Origin of the sequence: Streptomyces sp. H27-D2 (assembly GCF_035828615.1) — a bacterium.
Lineage (GTDB): Bacteria > Actinomycetota > Actinomycetes > Streptomycetales > Streptomycetaceae > Streptomyces.
The window spans coordinates 16,127-35,962 of the sequence record NZ_JAYMZR010000028.1; the positions used below are offsets into that span (position 1 = coordinate 16,127).

Genomic DNA, 19,836 nt, shown 5'->3' on the forward strand with positions numbered 1-19,836 from the left:
TTCGGTTGACCCACTCACGAAAATGTAAGCGACGGTCCTCGGTCTCCCAGACGTGTGCGGCCGGGGGCCGGTTCCGGGAGCGTGTTCCGGGAGGCGGTCACAAGAGCTGCGGCGCACCATCGACCGGCGGCGTCAGGTGCACCGGGACTGAGAAGCGCCAAGTCAGCTGGGCTGAGAAGCGTCGGCTACACCTGGGCTGAGAGCGGCACGGCGGACGGTGGCCTGTCCGGGCTCCGTCGGGGGCATGCTCTCTAGGATCAGCCGGGCCCACCCAGGCCCCAACCCAGGCCCCCGACCGCCCCGACGCGAGACTGGACCCACGCCTTGATACCCGCCCACCGCACCGCCCTCTCCGCCGCCGCCCTCGCCACGGCCGCGCTGTTCGCCCTCACCGGCTGTTCGCCCGAAGACGTGGGCGTCGACAGCAAGGGGACGGCCTCCGCGTCGGCCGGAAGCGACGGCGGCGGCAGCAGCGGCGTCAGCCCGCTGGAGAATCCGGACGGTACCAAGCGCGGCCTCGCCCCGATCGGTTCGCCGCGGGACAAGGCAGCCGCGCGCAAGGTCATCGACAAGGTCCGCACGGCGGGCCGCGGCCCGAGGACCGGCTTCGAGCGGGGCAAGTTCGGCTACGCCTGGATGGACACGGCGGACGGCGTGCCGCTCGCCCGCAACGGCTGCGACACCAGGAACGACGTGCTGGCCCGCGACGGCGAGGACCTGCGCCGCCGCTCCGGTTCGGACTGCGTCCTCGCCTCCATGGAGCTGAACGACCCCTATACCGGCCGGACGATCGAGTGGCGCAAGCAGCAGGCCATCAAGGTCCAGATCGACCACGTCATGCCGCTCTCCTACGACTGGCAGATGGGCGCCGCCCGCTGGAACGAGGCCAAGCGCAAGCAGATCGCCAACGACCCGCTGAACCTCATCCCGGTCGACGGCCCGACCAACGGCTCCAAGAGCGACTCCGGCCCGGCGGCCTGGCTGCCGCCGAGCAAGCGGATCCGCTGCTCCTACTCGGTGCGCTTCGCGCAGGTGTCCCTCAAGTACGACCTGCCGGTCACGGCTCCGGACAAGCGGATGATGCTCACGCAGTGCGGCGGCTGACCGCGAGGCCGGCGGCTGGGCCGGCGGCGTCGGAGGGCGCCGCCCCGGCACGCACCCCGACTGCGGCCGAATCGTTGGTCGATTTAGTGGCCTGGACCACTAGGACTCCCTAATATCGATCAACGCAAGGTCGATGCAATGCCGCACGATCAGCCGGGAGGCTCAATGCACCGCCGTAGGACCGCGCTCTCTGTTTCCGCCGCCGCCACCCTGCTCGCTCTCGGCCCGCTGCTCACCGCGTGTGGCAGCGCCCCGCACCCCGGCGCCGCGGCCGTGGTGGACGGAAACCGGATCACCGTGTCGCAGGTCCAGGCGAAGGTGAAGCACGTACGGGACGCGCAGCGCGACTCCCCGCAGGCCGCGGAGCTCATCCAGAACACCGGCGGTCTGAGCCGGTCCACGCTCAACGGGATGGTCTTCGAACGCATCCTCCTGCGGGTCGCGAAGGACGCCGAGATCGACGTCTCCCGGCGCGACGTCCAGCAGGCGCGCTCCCAGGCAGAGCAGGGCGCGGGCGGCGCGGCGCGACTGCGCGAGATGTGGCTCCAGCAGGGCATCGCCCCCGACCAGGTGAACGCGACGGTCCGCAATGAACTCCTGCTGGAGGGGGTCGCGCGCAGCATCGGCGCGGACCGCCGCTCGCCGGAGGGCCAGCAGAAGCTGGTCGCGGCGGTCTCGGCCGCCTCGAAGGGCATGGACATCGACGTCAATCCGCGGTTCGGGACCTGGGACGACAAGCGGATGCTGAGCGAGGTCAAGGAGCCGTGGTTGCGGAAGAATCCGGCGGCGGCGGGCGCGCAGGCCTAGCCGGCCGGGCGGGCGGAGGTCGTATCGCCCGGCCGGGGCGGGCTGTCCGCCGGCCGGGCAGGCATCCTCTGGCTGTCCCCGTCGGTCCGCGTCGCTCTCCGTCGGTCCGCGTCGCTCTCCGCCGGTCCCGGCGCCGCCGACCAGGTGGCCGCCCACCCCACGCGGTGGGTTACGTTCGACACGTGAACGCCACCCCCGCTCCCGCTCCCAGCCCCGCCACCGGCCGCCTGGTTCTGCTCACCACCAGCCACCGGGTCGCCCCCGGCCTGCTCTCCTGGCCCGCGTGGCAGACCTTGCGCGAGGCCGACCGGGTGCTGTGCGCCGATCTCGCGCACCCGCAGTTGCCGTACTTCCGGGAAGCGGGCGTCAGCGTCGAGCAGGTGTCGGCCTCCGCGCGTGAGCTGGTGGACGACTGCGCGGGCGGGCGCACGATCGTGATCGTCTCCTCCGGCGAGGGCGAGTCGGCGCTGACCGACGGCCTGGCGCGGCTGGCCGGTTCGGGACGCGAGTCGATGCCGGACCTGGAGCTGCTGCCCGCCTCGTACGACCTGCCCGGCGCGCGGCTGCTCGACCTCGTCCAGGTGATGGACCGGGTCAGGGCCGAGTGCCCGTGGACCCGCGAGCAGACGCACACCGGGCTGGCGAAGTACGGCATCGAGGAGGCGTACGAGCTGGTCGAGGCGATCGAGGAGGGGGACCGGGAGGAACTGCGCGAGGAACTGGGCGACGTTCTTCTCCAGGTCGTCTTCCACGCCCGCATCGCCCAGGACGACCCGGACGAGCCCTTCTCCATCGACGACGTCGCGGCCGCCATCGTGGACAAGCTCATCCACCGCCACCCGCACGTCTTCGGCGACGACACCGCCGAGACCCCGGCAGAGGTCGAGGCGCACTGGCTGCGCACCAAGGCCGTCGAGAAGCAGCGCGACTCGCTGACCGAGGGCATCCCGCTCGGCCAGCCGGCGCTGGCGCTCGCCGCCAAGCTCGCCTCGCGCGTCCGCACGGCGGGACTCCAGGTCGCCCTTCCCCAGCCGGCCGGCGGCTTCGACGCGGCTGACTCCGCTGATTCCGCCGGCCTCACCGGGTCCGCCGAGCCGTCCCGAACCGCCGACAGCGATCTCGGCGCCCGGCTGCTCGCCCTCGCCGTACGCGCCGAAGCGGCCGGTGCGGACCCGGAGACCGCGCTGCGCGCCGCAGCCCGTACCTACCGCGACGCGATCCTCGCGGCGGAGGTACGTGCCGGTTAGGCGTCTTTCGTTCCGGGCGCCCGCGCGGCGTGCGTGCTCATGAGCATGGATCTCGCCGCCACCCATGACCCGCTGGTCGGCATCCGCCGGCGGTCGTGGGCCGGACGGACGATCCTCCGGGGCGGCGCTGAGGGCGGCCGCACAGCCGGACCCGACGGGCCCCCGGCCCCCGCCCGGCCTCCCCGCCGCCCGTCACCGGCGGTGACCAGCGCCGGGTAGCGTCGTGGGGTGCCTCAACAGACCGCGCCCTCGGACCCGACCTCCTCCCCTGCTCCCGCCCTCTTCAGCTGGGAGTTCGCGACCGACCCCTACCCGGCGTACGCCTGGCTGCGCGAGCACGCGCCCGTGCACAGGACCGAACTGCCGAGCGGGGTCGAGGCCTGGCTCGTGACCCGCTACGCGGACGCGCGCACCGCGCTCGCCGACGGGCGGCTGTCCAAGAACCCGGTGCACCACAGCGAGGCCGCGCACGGCAAGGGCAAGATCGGCATTCCGGGCGAGCGCAGCGCCAACCTGATGACGCATCTGCTCAACATCGACCCGCCGGACCACACCCGGCTGCGCCGTCTCGTCGCCAAGGCGTTCACCCCGCGCCGGGTCGCCGCGTTCGCGCCGCGCGTGCAGGAGCTGACCGACCGGCTCATCGACGCCATCGCCGCGAAGGGGACAGAACAGGGGACAGCCGACCTCATCCACGAGTTCGCCTTCCCGCTCCCCATTTACGCGATCTGCGACCTGCTGGGCGTCCCGCCCGAGGATCAGGACGACTTCCGCGACTGGGCGGGCATGATGATCCGGCACGGCGGCGGCCCGCGCGGCGGAGTGGCCCGGTCGGTCAAGAAGATGCGCGCCTATCTGGCCGAGCTGATCCACCGTAAGCGTGCCGATCCAGGCGACGACCTCATCTCGGACCTCATCAGGGCGGGGGACGACGGCGAGCACCTCACCGAGAACGAGGCCGCCGCGATGGCCTTCATCCTGCTGTTCGCCGGATTCGAGACCACGGTCAACCTCATCGGCAACGGGATGTACGCGCTGCTGCGCAACCCCGAGCAGCGCGAGCGGCTCCAGGCCTCGCTGGCGGCGGGGGAGAGTGGTCTGCTGGAGACGGGCATCGAGGAACTGCTGCGTTACGACGGGCCCGTGGAGCTGGCGACCTGGCGGTTCGCCACCGAGCCGGTCACCCTCGGCGGTCAGCTGATCGGCGTCGGCGAGCCGGTATTGGTGGTGCTGGCCGCCGCCGACCGTGACCCGGAGCGCTTCGACGGACCCGACACCCTCGACCTCTCCCGCCGTGACAACCAACACCTCGGTTTTGGCCACGGCATCCATTACTGCATCGGTGCGCCGCTCGCCCGGCTGGAGGCGCGGGCCGCGATCTCGACGCTGCTGCGCCGCCTCCCCGACCTGCGGCTCGCGGCGGAAACTGATGATTTGCGCTGGCGCGGCGGGCTCATCATGCGCGGACTGCGGTCACTGCCGGTTGAGTTCACCCCCGAGAAAAGGTGACAGATTGTCAACTGCGTGACCTTCGCGTGATCTCCACTACATCGACTTGTGACAGCCGGACGCCCCGACTACCTTCTACCGACAACTCACACTCGCCGCTCGAAAGGCAACCGCATGCGCACCGGGAACGGTAAGCACCGCCGCCCCCGTCAGGCTCCGGCCATCGTCGTCGCGGCGGGGGTGACCGGCGCGAGCATAGCCATGCCGCTGCTCGGCGCCACCGGCGCGCACGCGGCCGACGCATCGACCTGGGACCGCGTCGCGCAGTGCGAGAGCGGCGGGATGTGGAGCTCCAACGGGGGCAACGGCTATTACGGCGGGTTGCAGCTGACGCTGGAGACGTGGAAGCAGTACGAGGGCACGTCGTACGCGCCGCGCCCCGACCTGGCCAGCCGCTCCCAGCAGATCTCGGTCGCCGAGGCGATCCTCGGCGACAAGGGGCCGGACGCCTGGCCCAGCTGCGCGGTGAACGGCGGACTGCTGGCCGACGGCGCCGCGCCCGACGTCGACCCGGGAAGCACCACGCGCCCGTCCACGGAGCCCACGGACGGCGCCTCGGACGACGCGACCGCCGCCCCGGACGCCGCGAAGTCGGCGAAGCCCTCGGACGGGGCGACCGGCAAGGCGACCCCGGACAGTGACGCGAGCGACGCCGCGAAGGCCAAGGCGAAAGCCAAGGCCAAGGGCGAGTCTCAGGCCGGCGCCCAGGGCGCCGGCGGCGACGCCGAGAAGACCCCCGCGCCGGGCGCGTCGAAGGGTGCGGACGACCCCACCTCCATCCCGGGCCCGGTCGAGCGGAGCGAGTCCGCAGCCGCGGGCAAGCACCGGGGCGACACGGACGCGAGCGGCTCCGACGAGGAGGCGGGCGACGTCGCGGACTTCGACCGCTCCGGCGGGCGGCACGCCTCGCGGGACGGCGGCGCGGAGCGCGCGGGCGGGCTCCAGGGCGGCGGCTACACGGTGCGCTCCGGCGACAGCCTCTCGGCCATCGCGGCGCGGCAGGACGTGCACGGCGGCTGGTCTTCGCTGTACGACGCCAACGCGAAGGTGGTCGGCTCCGATCCGGACCTCATCCGCCCTGGTCAGCAGCTCGATCTGAGCCAGAAACCAGGGTAGTTGATGACCGTATGTCCGGATTCGTTCGAGTGAGACATGGCTCTCGTCCACAATTGGCCAAGTCTCAACTGTCCGATCTATCCGGACCGCCCCCCACCTGCACGGATGTGCATTCCTGAGGGGCAAGAGGGGGCGATGCCCCCGAACTGCCGGGGTTTGAAATGACCCCGGGGGTCGTGTTTATGGTCGGACCGCTCGCCACAGCGGGCACCGTCGAACACCACGCCGAATCCTGCCGGTGTCCGAGGGGTAGTCGACGCGCAAGCGCCGATGGCAGGAGCGGGGGAACCAGGTAAGTGCCGGAAAGGCCCAGCGTTACGGGCCCGAAGGCTTGGGGTGAAGCCACGTGTGTCAGCACACGCGGCCGGGCAACTCACATGGCCCGAACCCGACAGCTCACCTCGTAGGCGTCGGTGAGGAAACGAAAAATGCTTACTTCCAAGGGCAAGCACCGCCGTCCCTCCAAGGCTGTCCGCGTCGCCGCTCTCGCGGGTGTCGCCAGCGCCGCGATCGCCGTGCCGCTGATGGGAGCCTCCTCGGCTTCCGCGGCCGACGTCTCCACGTGGGACAAGGTCGCCCAGTGCGAGTCCGGCGGCAACTGGTCGACGAACACCGGCAACGGTTACTACGGCGGCCTCCAGTTCTCGAACTCCAGCTGGGCAGCAGCGGGCGGCACCCAGTACGCCGCGCGTGCCGACCAGGCCTCCAAGGGCCAGCAGATCACCGCAGCCGAGAAGCTTCTCGCCCTCCAGGGCCCGGGTGCCTGGGCCTGCGCCGGCGCCGGCAACCTGACCGCCGGCGGCTCCGCTGCCGACGTCGACACCAGTGGCTCGGGCGACGCCCCGGCCGCGCAGCCGAAGGCCGCCCCGAAGCCGCAGGCCCCGCAGCAGCAGGCGCAGCCGAAGGCCGCTCCCAAGCCGCAGCCGAAGCCGGAGACGCAGACCGTCCAGCCGCAGCAGAAGTCCACCGGCTCGGGCAACTACACCGTGAAGTCGGGCGACACGCTCGCGAAGATCGCCGACGCTCACGGTTCCAGCTGGAAGTCCGTCTACGAGAACAACAAGTCGACCGTAGGCGGCGACGCCGACCTGATCTTCCCGGGCCAGAAGCTCTCCGTCTGAGCCGTCCAGGACTGATCACCCCATAAAGACCCCCTGACCGGGTGCGCCCTCCCCCGAGCGCATCCGGTCAGGGTTTTTTCGCGCGGATTCGGCTCGGTTTCCGCTCGGTTTTCCGCTGGGACGCCGTCTCGCTGAACGGGCGACCGACCGGTCACCCCGCCGGTGCGGCTAGGCTCATGCCGCAAGAGCCAAGAGACTTTCTTCTGAATCTCACAGCTACATGTCACAGCCTGAAGGAGACACTCGTGCCGTCGATCGACGTCGTCGTAGCCCGCGAGATCCTCGACTCGCGAGGCAACCCCACGGTCGAGGTCGAGGTTGGCCTCGACGACGGCAGCACCGGCCGTGCTGCCGTCCCCTCCGGCGCCTCCACCGGCGCCTTCGAGGCCCTCGAACTCCGTGATGGTGACAAGGCCCGGTACGGCGGCAAGGGTGTGGAGAAGGCCGTCCTCGCCGTCATCGAGCAGATCGGCCCGGAGCTCGTCGGGTACGACGCCACCGAGCAGCGCCTGATCGACCAGGCGATGTTCGACCTGGACGCCACCCCGGACAAGTCCTCGCTCGGCGCGAACGCCATCCTCGGCGTCTCGCTGGCCGTCGCGCACGCCGCCTCCGAGGCCTCCGACCTGCCGCTCTTCCGCTACCTCGGCGGTCCGAACGCGCACGTCCTGCCGGTCCCGATGATGAACATCCTGAACGGCGGGTCGCACGCCGACTCGAACGTGGACATCCAGGAGTTCATGATCGCCCCGATCGGCGCGGAGTCCTTCTCCGAGGCCCTGCGCTGGGGCGCCGAGGTCTACCACACGCTCAAGGGCGTGCTCAAGGAGCGCGGCCTGTCCACCGGTCTGGGCGACGAGGGCGGCTTCGCGCCGAACCTCGCCTCCAACCGCGAGGCGCTCGACCTCATCCTCGAAGCCATCACGAAGGCCGGCTACACCCCGGGCCAGGACTTCGGTCTCGCGCTCGACGTCGCCGCCTCCGAGTTCTTCGACGACGGCGTCTACACCTTCGAGGGCAAGGCTTGCACCGCCGAGGAGATGACGGCCTACTACGCCGAGCTCGTGGAGGCGTACCCGATGGTCTCCATCGAGGACCCGCTCAACGAGGAGGACTGGGACGGCTGGCAGGCCCTCACCGAGCAGCTCGGTGACAAGGTCCAGATCGTCGGCGACGACCTCTTCGTCACCAACCCGGTCCGGCTGGCCCGCGGCATCGAGAACGGCATCGCCAACTCGCTGCTGGTCAAGGTCAACCAGATCGGCTCGCTGACCGAGACCCTCGACGCGGTCGAGCTCGCCCAGCGCAGCGGCTACAAGTGCATGATGTCGCACCGCTCCGGTGAGACCGAGGACGTCACCATCGCCGACCTCGCCGTCGCCACCAACTGCGGCCAGATCAAGACCGGCGCCCCGGCCCGCTCGGACCGTGTCGCCAAGTACAACCAACTGCTGCGCATCGAGGAGATCCTCGACGACGCCGCGGTGTACGCGGGCCGCAGCGCCTTCCCGCGCTTCAAGGGCTGACCGGCCCGCGGCGCTGAGCGTTGACGCTGAACCCGCGGGCCCGGATGGGCTCAGCGGGTTCAGCGGTTCAGCGCATCTCCCCGGCCACGGTTTCGTACCGTGGTCGGGCGCTTTGCTTCCGTAGACTCGGCCGGGACTCCGGCCGGCGTTCGGGGCTCGGCCGACTCGACAGACTTGTGAGACCCGTGCAGAGCAGAGCGGGACGCAGCGCAGCGTCCGTATGTGACCCCAGGGGAGGCGACGTGGCCGCGGACCGGTTCTCCACCGCGACCAGGCTCAAGGCGCTCGGTGAGCAGGCCGCGGCGCGGGTCTACCGCGCCCGCCCGCCGCGCCGCAGCCGGCTGACCGGCCGGGCGGCGATGCTCGCGCTGGTGGTCTGCTCGCTGGTGGTCGCGCTCGCCTACCCGATGCGCCAGTACATCTCGCAGCGCTCGGCGGTCGCCGATCAGCGGCAGCTCGCCGAGCAGGCCCGCGAGCAGGTCAAACGGCTGCGCGAGCAGAAGGCCCGCTGGCAGGACCCGGAGTACGTGGAGCGGCAGGCGCGCGAGCACCTGCACTACGTACGGCCCGGTGAGACGGGCTACACCGTGGTGGACGGCAGCGGCCGCGGCAGGCGGCTCACCGGCGACGGCACCGCCGACCGCCCCTGGTACTCCGACCTCTGGGACGGCGTCGACTCCGCCGACGACGCGCGGCGCTGACCGCTACGCCGCTCGCCGCCCCCGCCGCAGCTCGCCGACCCCCGCAGCTCGCTGACCCCCGCCGCCGCTCGCCGCCCCGCGCACCCGGTTGATCACCCCGATCACTCGCACCAGGAAGACTTCATGGACACGCCCCCGCCGAAGACCGATCCCACCCCGCCCAGCGACGCGGACATCCTCGCGTTCAAGGAGCAGCTGGGCCGCCCGCCGCGTGGTCTGCGCGCGATCGCGCACCGCTGCCCCTGCGGCCATCCGGACGTCGTCGAGACGGCCCCCCGGCTGCCGGACGGCACGCCCTTCCCGACCCTCTACTACCTGACCTGCCCGCGGGCCGCGTCCGCGATCGGCACGCTGGAGGCGGACGGCGTCATGAAGGAGATGACGGCCCGCCTCGCGACCGACCCCGAGCTGGCCGCGGCCTACCGCGCCGCGCACGAGGACTACCTCACCCGCCGCGACGCCATCGAGGTGCTGGTGGGCTTCCCGAGCGCCGGCGGCATGCCGGACCGGGTCAAGTGCCTGCACGTCCTGGTCGGCCACTCGCTGGCGGCCGGCCCCGGCGTGAACCCACTGGGCGACGAGGCCATCGCGATGCTGCCCGAGTGGTGGCGCAAGGGCCCGTGCGTCGGCCGGGGCGAGGGCGCTGCCTGTGACGGTGCCGCCGATGTGACCGCGCCGACCGCCGCCATGGAAGGAGACACCCCGTGACCCGTGTGGCCGCCGTCGACTGCGGTACGAACTCGATCCGGCTGCTCGTCGCCGACGCGGACCCGCGGACCGGCGAGATCAAGGACCTGGACCGCCGGATGACCATCGTCCGGCTCGGCCAGGACGTGGACCGTACGGGCCGGCTCGCCCCCGAGGCGCTGGAGCGGACCTTCGCCGCCTGCCGCGAGTTCGCCGGCGTCATCGAGGAGCTGGGCGCCGAGCGGGTGCGCTTCGTGGCGACCTCGGCCTCCCGCGACGCCGAGAACCGCGAGGACTTCGTGCGGGGCGTCGTGGACATCCTCGGCGTCGAGCCTGAGGTGATCAGCGGCGACCAGGAGGCGGAGTTCTCCTTCACCGGCGCCACCAAGGAGCTGAAGGCCGGCCACCTCACCCCGCCGTACCTGGTCGTGGACATCGGCGGTGGCTCGACCGAGTTCGTGATCGGGGACGGCGCGGTGGACGCCGCCCGTTCGGTGGACATCGGCTGCGTCCGGCTGACCGAGCGGCACCTGACCGCGGCCGACGGCACCCGGGTCGACCCGCCGACGCTCGGCCGGATCACCGCGATCAAGGCCGACATCACGGCGGCGCTCGACCTCGTGGAGCAGAGCGTCCCGCTCGCGCGGGCCGGCACGCTGGTCGGCCTGGCCGGGTCCGTCACCACCGTGGCCGCGATCGCCCTCGGCCTCAAGGAGTACGACTCCGCCGCGAACCACCACTCCCGGATCCCGCTGGACCGGGTCCGTGAGATCACCGGCGAACTGCTCAGCTCCACGCACGCGCAGCGCGCGGCGATCGAGGTGATGCACCCGGGCCGGGTGGACGTGATCGCGGCCGGCGCGCTCATCCTGCTCTCGGTGATGGAGCGCAGCGGCGCGCGGGAGGTCGTGGTCAGTGAGCACGACATTCTGGACGGGATCGCCTGGAGCATCGCCTGAGGGAGGCCGGTCCGGCCCGCTCGCCGGACGCTCGGCCGACCTGATGCGGACCTGATGCGGACCTGATGCGGACCTGATGCCGACCTGATCCAGCCCCCGCAGGCCCCCCGGACCGACCCCTTCCAGGGGCCGCGAAAGGTCCTCGCGGGGGCCGGCTCACCCGGCCGCCGGAGCAACTTCGTGAATTCCTTCACATGAAAAAGACGCCCGTCGGCCGCACTTTGCCGCCTTCATGGCTGGAATGACGTTCCAAGCGCCCCTCCGGGCCCGGTGCGGGACCGTTTCGGGCGTGTGAACAGAGGGCTCGCGGCGGCGTTGGTCCAGTGTTGTGAGGGGTGATAAGCACTGCTCAGTGAGGGTGTCCAACGGCCCGGGAAGCCTTGTGGTTCCTGGTCCGCGCTGTGCTTTGGATCACTGCGGCGGCGGAGTGTAGCAGAGGGTGGGAAGCAGCTTGTGAAGGGGCTCACGAGCGATGCCCCTGGGGGTGCTGGATACTCGATTGCATGAGCACCACGGAGCGTCCCCGAATCCTCGTAGTAGGCGGTGGGTACGTCGGCCTGTACGCGGCGCGGCGCATCCTGAAGAAGATGCGTTACGCAGAGGCGACCGTGACGGTCGTCGATCCGCGTTCGTACATGACGTACCAGCCCTTCCTGCCCGAAGCTGCCGCCGGCAGCATCTCCCCCCGCCACGTCGTGGTGCCGCTGCGGCGCGTGCTCCCGAAGGCGGAGGTCCTCACCGGTCGTGTCACCACGATCGACCAGGACCGCAAGGTCGCCTCGATCACGCCGATCGTGGGCGAGGCCTACGAGCTGCCCTTCGACTACCTGGTCGTCGCGCTCGGCGCGGTCTCCCGCACCTTCCCGATCCCCGGCCTGGCCGAGAACGGCATCGGTATGAAGGGTGTGGAGGAGGCCATCGGTCTTCGCAACCACGTCCTGGAGCAGCTGGACAAGGCCGACTCGACGGCCGACGAGGATGTCCGCCGCAAGGCGCTGACCTTCGTCTTCGTCGGCGGTGGCTTCGCGGGTGCGGAGACCATCGGCGAGGTCGAGGACATGGCGCGGGACGCCGCCAAGTACTACACGAACGTCAAGCGCGAGGACATGCGCTTCGTGCTCGTCGACGCCGCGGACAAGATTCTTCCCGAGGTCGGCCCCGAGCTCGGCAAGTGGGGGCTCGAACACCTCCAGAAGCGCGGCATCGAGGTCTACCTCTCCACGTCGATGGAGTCCTGCGTCGGCGGCCACGTCGTGCTGAAGAACGGCCTTGAGGTCGACTCCAACACGCTCGTGTGGACCGCCGGTGTGAAGCCCAACCCGGTGCTCGCCCGCTACGGCCTCCCGCTCGGCCCGCGTGGCCACGTGGACACCGCCGCGACGCTGCAGGTGCAGGGCACGGACTACGTCTGGGCCGCGGGCGACAACGCCCAGGTGCCCGACCTCGCCGCCGGCGAGGGCAAGTGGTGCCCGCCGAACGCCCAGCACGCGCTGCGTCAGGCCAAGGTCCTCGGCGACAACGTGATCTCCGGGATGCGCGGCTTCCCGCAGCAGACCTACAAGCACGCGAACAAGGGCGCCGTCGCGGGCCTGGGCCTGCACAAGGGCGTCGCGATGGTCGTCATCGGCAAGACCAAGATCAAGATCAAGGGCCGGCTCGCGTGGTACTTCCACCGCGGCTACCACGGCATGGCGGTCCCCACCTGGAACCGCAAGATCCGGGTGCTGGCCGACTGGACGCTGGGGATGTTCCTCAAGCGCGAGGTCGTCTCGCTCGGCGCCATGGAGAACCCCCGCGAGGAGTTCTACGAGGCGGCCCGCCCGGTCGAGGCTCCCGCCGCCAAGGCGGCCCCGGCCGACGAGAAGGCCAAGGCCTCCTAGCGCCGCCGCGGTAGGGGCGGCTCGACCGCCGCCCGTACCGCCCGTACGACATGTACCGCCTGAAGGCGCCCGCCGAATTCCGTGGTGTGGGCGCCTTCAGTCGTTCCCGGGCGCGAGACGGCGCGACCGGCCCAGGGAGGGCGCTCGCGAGCCGCCGGCGGGACGTCCACGCCTACGGGGAGCGCGCCGGCAGGCGCCGCTTCGCGCCAATATCCTTGGTGGCTACATCTTTTTACCTTTCCCATACGCGCCGATGGGACTGCGCGGGCCCCCCTCTGCTGTTTAAGTGATGAAGGACCTGTCTGGATCTGCCATCACGGAGGTGTGCGACATGGCCGACGCCGCGCCGCGGCTGACCGCTCTCGTCGAGCAAGTACTGGGGGTGCGGACGCCTGTCCGCATCCGCGCGTGGGACAACAGCGAAGCGGGCCCCCCGGGCGCCCCGACGTTGGTCGTACGGCACCGGCGCGCCCTGCGCCGGCTGCTCTGGAAGCCGAGCGAACTCGGCCTCGCCCGCGCCTGGGTGGCCGGGGAGATCGAGATCGAGGGCGATCTCTACGAGGCTCTGGACCTGCTCGCCGGACTGATCTGGGAGCGCGACGACGACGCGCCCCGGCCCAAGCCCGCCGTCCTGCTGGACGCCGGGCGCGAACTCCTCTCCCTCGGCGGCCCCTGGCCGCCCCCGGCCCCGCCGCGCGAGGAGGCCCGCCGGCACCTCGGACCGCTGCACTCGCTGCGCCGTGACCGGCACGCCATCAGCCATCACTACGACGTGGGCAACGAGTTCTACCAGCTGGTGCTGGGGCCCTCGATGGTCTACTCGTGCGCCTACTGGGACGGCCCCGAAGCCACCCTGGAGGACGCACAGGCCGCCAAGCTCGACCTGATCTGCCGCAAGCTGGCGCTCCGCCCCGGCCAACGGCTGCTCGACGTCGGCTGCGGCTGGGGCGCGCTGGTGCTGCACGCGGCGCGCGAGTACGGCGTGCGCGCCCTGGGCATCACCCTCTCCGAGGAGCAGGCCGCGTACGCCCGCAAGCGCGTCGCGGACGAGGGACTGACGGACCGTATAGAGATCCGGGTGCAGGACTACCGGGAACTGCGGCCCGGGGTGGAGGGGGCCTACGACGCCGTCTCCTCGATCGGGATGGCCGAGCACGTCGGCTCCGCCCAGTACGCGGAGTACGCCACCGCCCTGTACGACCTGCTGAAGCCCGGCGGGCGGCTGCTCAACCACCAGATCGCGCGCCGCCCCGAGCGGAACGAGGAGACGTACGAGATCGACGAGTTCATCGACCGCTACGTCTTCCCGGACGGCGAGCTGGCACCGGTGGGGCGGACCGTCCTGCAACTGGAGGAGGCCGGCTTCGAGGTGCGCGACGTGGAAGCGCTGCGCGAGCACTACGCGCTGACGCTCCGCCAGTGGGTGACCAATCTGGAAGCCGACTGGAAGCGGGCGGTACGGCTCACCTCGCCGGGCCGGGCCCGCGTCTGGAAGCTGTACATGGCGGCCTCGGCGCTCGCCTTCGAGCGCAACCGGATAGGGGTCAACCAGGTGCTCGCCGTCCGCGCGTCGGAGGGCGGAGCCGCCGGGATGCCCCCTGTCGCGCGGGAGTGGCGCGGCTGAGGACATAGCTGGGAGCGCGGGAAAGCCGTACGGCCCGGAGCGATGGACGCTCCGGGCCGTACGGCTTCGCGGGGGGCACGCGAGAAGGGGGAGTGCGCAGGGGGCGCGGGCGAGCCGCCGCGCGCCCGCCCGGCTACTCGGCCTTGATCGCCTCCAGCGCGTTCAGCTTCGCCGCGCGGCGGGCCGGCCAGAGCGCGGCCAGCACGCCGACCAGACCGGCGAGCAGCAGGAACACGAGGATCCGGGTGTACGGGACCTGCATCGTGTACGTCGCCAGCGAGTCGGCGATGGAGGTTCCCGCGGCCCAGCCGAGGAAGAGTCCCAGGCCGATGCCGAGCACCGCGCCGAACAGCGAGATGACGATCGACTCCAGCCGGACCATCCGCTTGACCTTCGAGCGGTCGAGGCCGATCGCCCGCAGCATCCCGATCTCGTGCTTGCGCTCGAAGACCGACATGGCCAGCGTGTTGATGACGCCGAGCACCGCGATCAGGATGGCCATCGCGAGCAGCCCGTAGAGCATGTTCAGCATCAGATTGATCATCTGGCCGATCTGCGCGCTGATCGCTTCCTTGTCGTGCACCTGGACGGCCGGGTTCTCACCGAGCGCCTTGACGATGCTGTCCTCGGCCGCCGCGCTCGGGCCGTCCTTCATCTTCAGCATGACCTGCGCGTCGGCGGCCTCGTCCCGGTGCTTGTCGACGATCGGGGTGTCCAGGAAGACGCCCTGGATCATCTCGTTGCCCTTGTAGACACCGGCGACCTTGAGCTGCTCGGTCTTGTCGTCGTCGAACTTCACCGGGAAGCTGTCGCCGGGCTTGAGGTGCTGCTTGTCGGCGGTCTTCTGGTCGATGAGTGCGCCGGCGCCGGTCATCCCGGCGAAGGAGCCGCTGGAGAAGTCGAGGTTGAGCAGCTTGTCGACGGACTTGGCGTCGACCCCGGTGAGGGTGCTGTACTCGCCGTCGATCTCGCCGTACGCGGTGCGCAGCGGGCTCGACGCCTCGACGTCGGGCAGCTTGTCGAGCGTCTCGCGGACCTTGGGGGAGAGCGGCGAGAAGTTGGCCATGCTGATCTGGTAGTCGGCCTTGAGCGAGCCCACGGCCATCTTGTCGATGGCGCCCTGCATGGAGGTGGCGAGCACCGTCATCGAGGTGATGAGGGTCAGGCCGATCATCAGGGCCGCGGCGGTGGAGGCGGTGCGGCGCGGGTTGCGCAGCGCGTTCAGCCGGGCCAGCTTGCCGGCGACGCCGAAGCGGTTGAGCACGAGCCCCGCCGCGGCGATGACCGGGCGGGAGAGCAGCGGGGTGAGCACGATGACGCCGATGAGGCAGAACACCGCGCCGCCCGCGAGGAACCCCTTGCCGTCCTTGCCGATCGCGACGCCCATGAAGACCAGGGCCGCGCCGAGGGCGGTGATGATCGAGCCGATGGTGTTGCGTACGACCAGGCCGCGGGTGGTGGGCGAGGCGTGCACGCTGTTCATCGCGGCGACCGGCGGGATCTTCCCGGCGCGGCGGCCGGGCAGCCAGGCGGCGAGCATGGTGACCACGACGCCGATGAGCAGCGCGTACAGGCCGGTGCTCGGGGCGATGACGAGCGGGCCGTCGGGCATCGAGGCGCCGGCCGCGTTGAGCCCGGCCCGCATGGCGACGGCGACGCCGATGCCGGTGATGAAGCCGGTCACCGAGGCCACCAGGCCGACGATGAGCGCTTCGAGCAGCACCGAGCGGGTCACCTGGCGGCGGGACGCGCCGATGGCGCGCATCAGCGCCAGTTCCTTGGTGCGCTGGGCGACCAGCATGGTGAACGTGTTGGCGATGATGAAGATGCCGACGAAGAGCGCGATGCCCGCGAAGTAGAGCAGGACCTGGCCGAGGGCGCCGGTCTCGTCGGCGATCTGGGTGGCCTGCTCGTCGGCGAGCGCCTTGCCGGTGACGACGTCGGCGTCCTCGGGCAGGATCTTCTCGACCGAGCTCTTGAGGGCGGCGTCGGAGGTGCCGGCCGCGGCCTTGACCGTGATCTCGTCGTAGTCGGAGCTTGCGGCGAGCACCTTGCGCGCGGTGGCGTTGTCGAACAGCACCAGGCTGCCGCCGGCCGCGACGCTGCCGTCGTCGGTGTCGAAGACGCCGGTGACCTTCTGCTTCATCACCGGGCCGTCGGTGGAGACCCGTACGGTGTCGCCGGCCTTGTAGCCGGTGCGCTCGGCGGTCCTGCTGTCGAGCGCGACCTCGGTGGCGGCCTTGGGGGCGCGGCCTTCGGTGAAGGTGTAGCGGGTGTCCTTCCCGTTCTTGTCCGGGAAGTAGTTGGCGCCGCTGCTGCCCCACTCGCCGCCGACCAGCTTGCCCTTCTTGTCGGCGAGCGCGGTGAAGCCGGTGACGGTGCCGGCCGCCGAGTCGGCGCCGGGCAGCGCCTCGATCTTCTTCAGCAGGCCGTCGGTCAGCGTCTGCTTCTGCTGCTTGCCGTCCTGGTCGGCGGGGTCGCTGTAGCCGCCGTTCTTCTGGACGGCGACGGAGACGTTCTCGAAGCTCTTCGCGGATTTGTTCTTGAAGGCTTGGCCGATGGTGTCGGTGAAGACCAGGGTGCCGGAGACGAAGGCGACGCCGAGCATGACGGCGAGCACGGTCATCAGCAACCTGGCCTTGTGCGCGAGCACATTGCGCAAGGCGGTACGGAACATGGAGGAGTCAGTCCTGACAGAAAGGGGCCGGCGGGACGGGCGGGTTACGGGTCGGGCTCAGCTGGTGCGGCCCTTGGCCTCGAACTGCTTCATCCGGTCGAGCACCGAGTCGGCGGTCGGCCCGTACACCTCGTCCACGATCCGCCCGTCCGCCAGGAAGATCACCCGGTCCGCGTAGGACGCGGCCACCGGGTCGTGCGTGACCATGACCACGGTCTGCCCCAGCTCCCGCACCGAGTTGCGCAGGAAGCCCAGCACCTCGGCGCCGGAGCGCGAGTCCAGGTTGCCGGTCGGCTCGTCCGCGAAGATGATCTCCGGCTTGCTCGCCAGCGCCCGCGCCACGGCCACCCGCTGCTGCTGGCCGCCCGACAGCTCGGTGGGACGGTGCTTGAGCCGGTCCGCGAGGCCGACCGTGCGCACCACCTTGTCCAGCCACTCCTTGTCGGGCTTGCGGCCGGCTATGTCCATCGGCAGCGTGATGTTCTCCAGCCCGTTGAGGGTGGGGAGCAGGTTGAACGCCTGGAAGATGAAGCCGATCTTGTCGCGGCGCAGCTGGGTGAGCGCCTTGTCCTTGAGCGAGGTCAGCTCGGTGTCGCCGATCCGCGCGGAGCCCGAGGAGATGGAGTCGAGGCCCGCGATGCAGTGCATCAGGGTCGACTTGCCGGAACCCGAGGGGCCCATGATCGCGGTGAATTCGGCCTGCCGGAAGTCGACGGAGACGTTGTCCAGCGCGACCACCTGGGTCTCGCCCTGGCCGTAGACCTTGGAAAGATCCGTGGCGCGGGCGGCCACCGTGGTGGGGCGAGCGGCGGTCGGAACGCCGGTGGTGGAGGTGGTCACGAGGAAGGGCTCCTGTCGGGCGGTGCGGCGGGTGCGTTCTGGGACTCTCCTATCGTGGGGGCGGGAAACGCCGCCGGGGTCAGCCCCTGCGTTCGTTCCGGGGGGAGACTCACGACGTAGCCGGAGGCCCCCGGCTCCTCCTCTGGTATGACGGCGACCCTGAGGTCCCGGGCGGCAGGGAGTGCCCGCAAAGCGTCCGGAGGAGCCGCCCGGGGGGCGTTCGGGCGTCGAATTTCCGTCATTCCCGTTTTGCGCGCGTGACCGGGGTGCGAACTGGGTGGACCGGCCCCAGGCATGTGCCGTTGGCCCGTACCGCTTGCTGATGCACCCTCAGTTGCCAATAAAATAAGACAACCTCAAGCGGCTGCTCCGCTGTTCGGGTGCCGCCCCGGATAGGCTCGTACCGCTCTCCATGGGGAGGGCCGTGCGCAGTTCGTGCGGTCCGGGAGCCCCTGCCCGGATGGTGGAATGCAGACACGGCGAGCTTAAACCTCGCTGGCCTTCGGGCCGTGCCGGTTCAAGTCCGGCTCCGGGCACGCCATGGACGCGCCGCGCACTCTGTGTGCCGAATCTGTCGCGCAAAGTTCTCAGTGGTTTCCCCCGAAGATCCTCCTCAGGCATCAGGGTGCTTTTTTTGCTCACCCATTACTCTTGACGCAAGGTCGCGCACGGTGGCCATGGAGGAGTGAGATGAGGAGCAGCAACCCGGTCTTCTCGCGACGGGGGTTCAGCCGCGACAACGGCTACGCGGGATTCAACGCGCAGCAGGCCGGGGGCCCCGCCGCAGTTCAGGGTGGTAACCCGTACGCCGGCGCGGGCCCGCAGGCCCAAGGTGGCAACCCGTACGCGCAGGGCGCCAACAACCCCTACGCCCAGGGCGGTCAGAACCTGACCCCCGAGCAGCTCCGGCAGACGCCGGGAGCCCCGCCGCAGGCCGCCCGTATGACGATGGACGACGTCGTCATGCGCACCGGCATGACGCTCGGCACCGTCATCGTCGGCGCGATCCTGGCCTGGGCGGTCCTGCCGGTCTCCCCGACCAGCTACGGCATCGCCATCGGCGCGGCGCTGATCGCCATGGTGCTGGGCCTGATCCAGGCCTTCAAGCGCAAGCCGGTACCCGCGCTGATCCTGGCCTACGCGGCCTTCGAAGGTGTCTTCCTCGGCGCGCTCAGCGAGATTTTCAATGAGCGCTGGAACGGCATCCCCATGCAGGCGGTGCTGGGCACCATGGCGGTCTTCGCCGCGGCGCTCATCGTCTACAAGACGGGACTGGTCCGGGTAAACCGGCGGTTCTACAACATCGTGATGACCGCCGCGATCGGCTTCGTGCTGCTCACGGCGGTGAACCTGCTGTTCGCCGTGTTCGGCGGCGGCGACGGCCTCGGCTTCCGCAGCGGTCCGCTCGGCATCGTCTTCGGCGTCGTCGGCGTCGTGCTCGGCGCCTGCTTCCTGCTGATGGACTTCAAGCAGGTCGAGGACGGCATCGCCTACGGCGCTCCGCGCGAGGAGTCCTGGCTCGCGGCCTTCGGGCTGACCCTCACCCTGGTGTGGATCTACCTGGAGCTGCTGCGGCTCATCGCGATCCTGCGCGGCGACTGACCTACGGTCGGTAGCCAGTGAAGGGCCTCACCGGGACGGCGTCCCGGTGAGGCCCTTCGTCGTGCGGGTGACTCGCTGTACGGGGGGAGAGTCGTGAGGTCTGTGTCGTGATGTCGGGGGAGTGGGCCGCGTACCCGCGCTCAGAGCCTGCGGGCCGCTCGCCTCAAGTCGTATTCGTGAATGATCGCTTTGGCGTGTCCGTAGGCGAGATCGTGCTCGCCGCGCAACCAGCTGACCTTCTCTTCGAAGCGGACGAGGGTGGGGCCTTCCTCTACGGTGCGAAGCCACTCGGAGACTTCGCGGCCGGTGCATTGGGGGATGCGGGAGAGCAGGTTCCGGTGGGTCTCGGGGGAGAAGACTTGGGACATCGGCGCCTCCGATAAGAAATCCTTCATGTCACCGTGCCTGAGCCTTGGGTTGTTGGCAACAGTGCGGA

16 protein-coding genes, 1 tRNA gene and 1 riboswitch are annotated in these 19,836 nt (G+C 70.6%); of the genes, 14 read left to right on the forward strand and 3 right to left on the reverse strand.

Going from position 1 to position 19,836, the window contains the following annotated elements; translation table 11 throughout:
- Window positions 1–327: 327 nt before the first annotated feature.
- The 12 genes from QMK28_RS13575 to QMK28_RS13630 all read left to right on the forward strand — a co-directional run bounded on the left by QMK28_RS13575 (window position 328) and on the right by QMK28_RS13630 (window position 14,281).
- A complete protein-coding gene (locus tag QMK28_RS13575) occupies window positions 328–1,104 on the forward strand; it encodes an HNH endonuclease family protein (RefSeq protein ID WP_443050718.1) in 777 nt (258 codons plus the stop codon).
- A 165-nt stretch (window positions 1,105–1,269) separates the two neighbouring features.
- The gene (locus QMK28_RS13580; RefSeq protein WP_326437502.1) at window positions 1,270–1,911 is read left to right on the forward strand and encodes a SurA N-terminal domain-containing protein; all 642 of its coding nucleotides are present in this window, start codon (window positions 1,270–1,272) and stop codon (window positions 1,909–1,911) included.
- 182 nt (window positions 1,912–2,093) lie between these two features.
- The gene (locus tag QMK28_RS13585; RefSeq protein WP_326437504.1) at window positions 2,094–3,158 is read left to right on the forward strand and encodes a nucleoside triphosphate pyrophosphohydrolase; all 1,065 of its coding nucleotides are present in this window, start codon (window positions 2,094–2,096) and stop codon (window positions 3,156–3,158) included.
- 228 nt (window positions 3,159–3,386) lie between these two features.
- Entirely contained in the window at window positions 3,387–4,667 is a 1,281-nt protein-coding gene (locus QMK28_RS13590) for a cytochrome P450 family protein (RefSeq protein WP_326437506.1), read from the forward strand.
- A gap of 114 nt (window positions 4,668–4,781) precedes the next feature.
- Window positions 4,782–5,783: a LysM peptidoglycan-binding domain-containing protein gene (locus QMK28_RS13595; protein ID WP_326437508.1), complete on the forward strand. Its 1,002-nt coding sequence runs from the start codon at window positions 4,782–4,784 to the stop codon at window positions 5,781–5,783.
- Window positions 5,784–6,038: 255 nt separating this feature from the next.
- A riboswitch (cyclic di-AMP (ydaO/yuaA leader) is annotated at window positions 6,039–6,208 on the forward strand.
- Between the two features lie 3 nt (window positions 6,209–6,211).
- A complete protein-coding gene (locus QMK28_RS13600) occupies window positions 6,212–6,904 on the forward strand; it encodes a transglycosylase family protein (protein ID WP_326437510.1) in 693 nt (230 codons plus the stop codon).
- Between the two features lie 245 nt (window positions 6,905–7,149).
- Window positions 7,150–8,430 carry a phosphopyruvate hydratase gene (gene eno / locus QMK28_RS13605; protein WP_326437512.1) on the forward strand — a complete coding sequence of 427 codons (1,281 nt, stop codon included), beginning with the start codon at window positions 7,150–7,152 and terminating at the stop codon, window positions 8,428–8,430.
- A gap of 242 nt (window positions 8,431–8,672) precedes the next feature.
- Window positions 8,673–9,131, forward strand: a complete 459-nt coding sequence (locus tag QMK28_RS13610; protein WP_326437514.1) for an FtsB family cell division protein — start codon at window positions 8,673–8,675, stop codon at window positions 9,129–9,131.
- Window positions 9,132–9,254: 123 nt separating this feature from the next.
- Entirely contained in the window at window positions 9,255–9,839 is a 585-nt protein-coding gene (locus tag QMK28_RS13615) for a DUF501 domain-containing protein (RefSeq protein ID WP_326437516.1), read from the forward strand.
- Complete coding sequence (locus tag QMK28_RS13620) at window positions 9,836–10,777, forward strand: Ppx/GppA phosphatase family protein (RefSeq protein ID WP_326437518.1); 942 nt, start codon at window positions 9,836–9,838, stop codon at window positions 10,775–10,777. Before QMK28_RS13615 ends, QMK28_RS13620 begins: the two co-directional genes overlap by 4 nt.
- Before the next feature lie 503 nt (window positions 10,778–11,280).
- On the forward strand, window positions 11,281–12,657 hold the full coding sequence (locus tag QMK28_RS13625) for an NAD(P)/FAD-dependent oxidoreductase (protein ID WP_326437520.1): 1,377 nt from the start codon (window positions 11,281–11,283) through the stop codon (window positions 12,655–12,657).
- A gap of 331 nt (window positions 12,658–12,988) precedes the next feature.
- Window positions 12,989–14,281, forward strand: coding sequence for a cyclopropane-fatty-acyl-phospholipid synthase family protein (locus QMK28_RS13630; RefSeq protein ID WP_326437522.1), 1,293 nt, complete (start codon window positions 12,989–12,991; stop codon window positions 14,279–14,281).
- A 133-nt stretch (window positions 14,282–14,414) separates the two neighbouring features.
- Here the strand turns inward: QMK28_RS13630 and QMK28_RS13635 are convergent, their stop codons facing one another.
- Complete coding sequence (locus QMK28_RS13635; RefSeq protein ID WP_326437524.1) at window positions 14,415–16,958, reverse strand: ABC transporter permease; 2,544 nt, start codon at window positions 16,956–16,958, stop codon at window positions 14,415–14,417.
- A gap of 57 nt (window positions 16,959–17,015) precedes the next feature.
- Window positions 17,016–17,798: an ABC transporter ATP-binding protein gene (locus QMK28_RS13640; RefSeq protein WP_326437526.1), complete on the reverse strand. Its 783-nt coding sequence runs from the start codon at window positions 17,796–17,798 to the stop codon at window positions 17,016–17,018.
- A gap of 454 nt (window positions 17,799–18,252) precedes the next feature.
- Between QMK28_RS13640 and QMK28_RS13645 the strand changes: the two genes are divergently transcribed.
- Both QMK28_RS13645 and QMK28_RS13650 read left to right on the forward strand, forming a co-directional pair.
- Window positions 18,253–18,334 (forward strand) — tRNA-Leu (locus tag QMK28_RS13645).
- A gap of 154 nt (window positions 18,335–18,488) precedes the next feature.
- Window positions 18,489–19,400, forward strand: coding sequence for a Bax inhibitor-1/YccA family protein (locus QMK28_RS13650; RefSeq protein WP_326437528.1), 912 nt, complete (start codon window positions 18,489–18,491; stop codon window positions 19,398–19,400).
- 140 nt (window positions 19,401–19,540) lie between these two features.
- Here QMK28_RS13650 and QMK28_RS13655 read toward each other — a convergent pair whose 3' ends face one another.
- Window positions 19,541–19,768, reverse strand: coding sequence for a DUF4287 domain-containing protein (locus QMK28_RS13655; protein WP_326437530.1), 228 nt, complete (start codon window positions 19,766–19,768; stop codon window positions 19,541–19,543).
- Window positions 19,769–19,836: the final 68 nt, after the last annotated feature.

What these genes read in the sequence shown, in the direction of transcription:
- QMK28_RS13655 (WP_326437530.1), bottom strand. Translation starts at nt 19,768, where the DNA reads ATGTCCCAAGTCTTCTCCCCCGAGACCCACCGGAACCTGCTCTCCCGC.
- QMK28_RS13595 (WP_326437508.1), top strand. Translation starts at nt 4,782, where the DNA reads ATGCGCACCGGGAACGGTAAGCACCGCCGCCCCCGTCAGGCTCCGGCC.
- QMK28_RS13600 (WP_326437510.1), top strand. Translation starts at nt 6,212, where the DNA reads ATGCTTACTTCCAAGGGCAAGCACCGCCGTCCCTCCAAGGCTGTCCGC.
- QMK28_RS13615 (WP_326437516.1), top strand. Translation starts at nt 9,255, where the DNA reads ATGGACACGCCCCCGCCGAAGACCGATCCCACCCCGCCCAGCGACGCG.
- QMK28_RS13635 (WP_326437524.1), bottom strand. Translation starts at nt 16,958, where the DNA reads ATGTTCCGTACCGCCTTGCGCAATGTGCTCGCGCACAAGGCCAGGTTG.
- QMK28_RS13650 (WP_326437528.1), top strand. Translation starts at nt 18,489, where the DNA reads ATGAGGAGCAGCAACCCGGTCTTCTCGCGACGGGGGTTCAGCCGCGAC.
- QMK28_RS13580 (WP_326437502.1), top strand. Translation starts at nt 1,270, where the DNA reads ATGCACCGCCGTAGGACCGCGCTCTCTGTTTCCGCCGCCGCCACCCTG.
- QMK28_RS13625 (WP_326437520.1), top strand. Translation starts at nt 11,281, where the DNA reads ATGAGCACCACGGAGCGTCCCCGAATCCTCGTAGTAGGCGGTGGGTAC.
- QMK28_RS13630 (WP_326437522.1), top strand. Translation starts at nt 12,989, where the DNA reads ATGGCCGACGCCGCGCCGCGGCTGACCGCTCTCGTCGAGCAAGTACTG.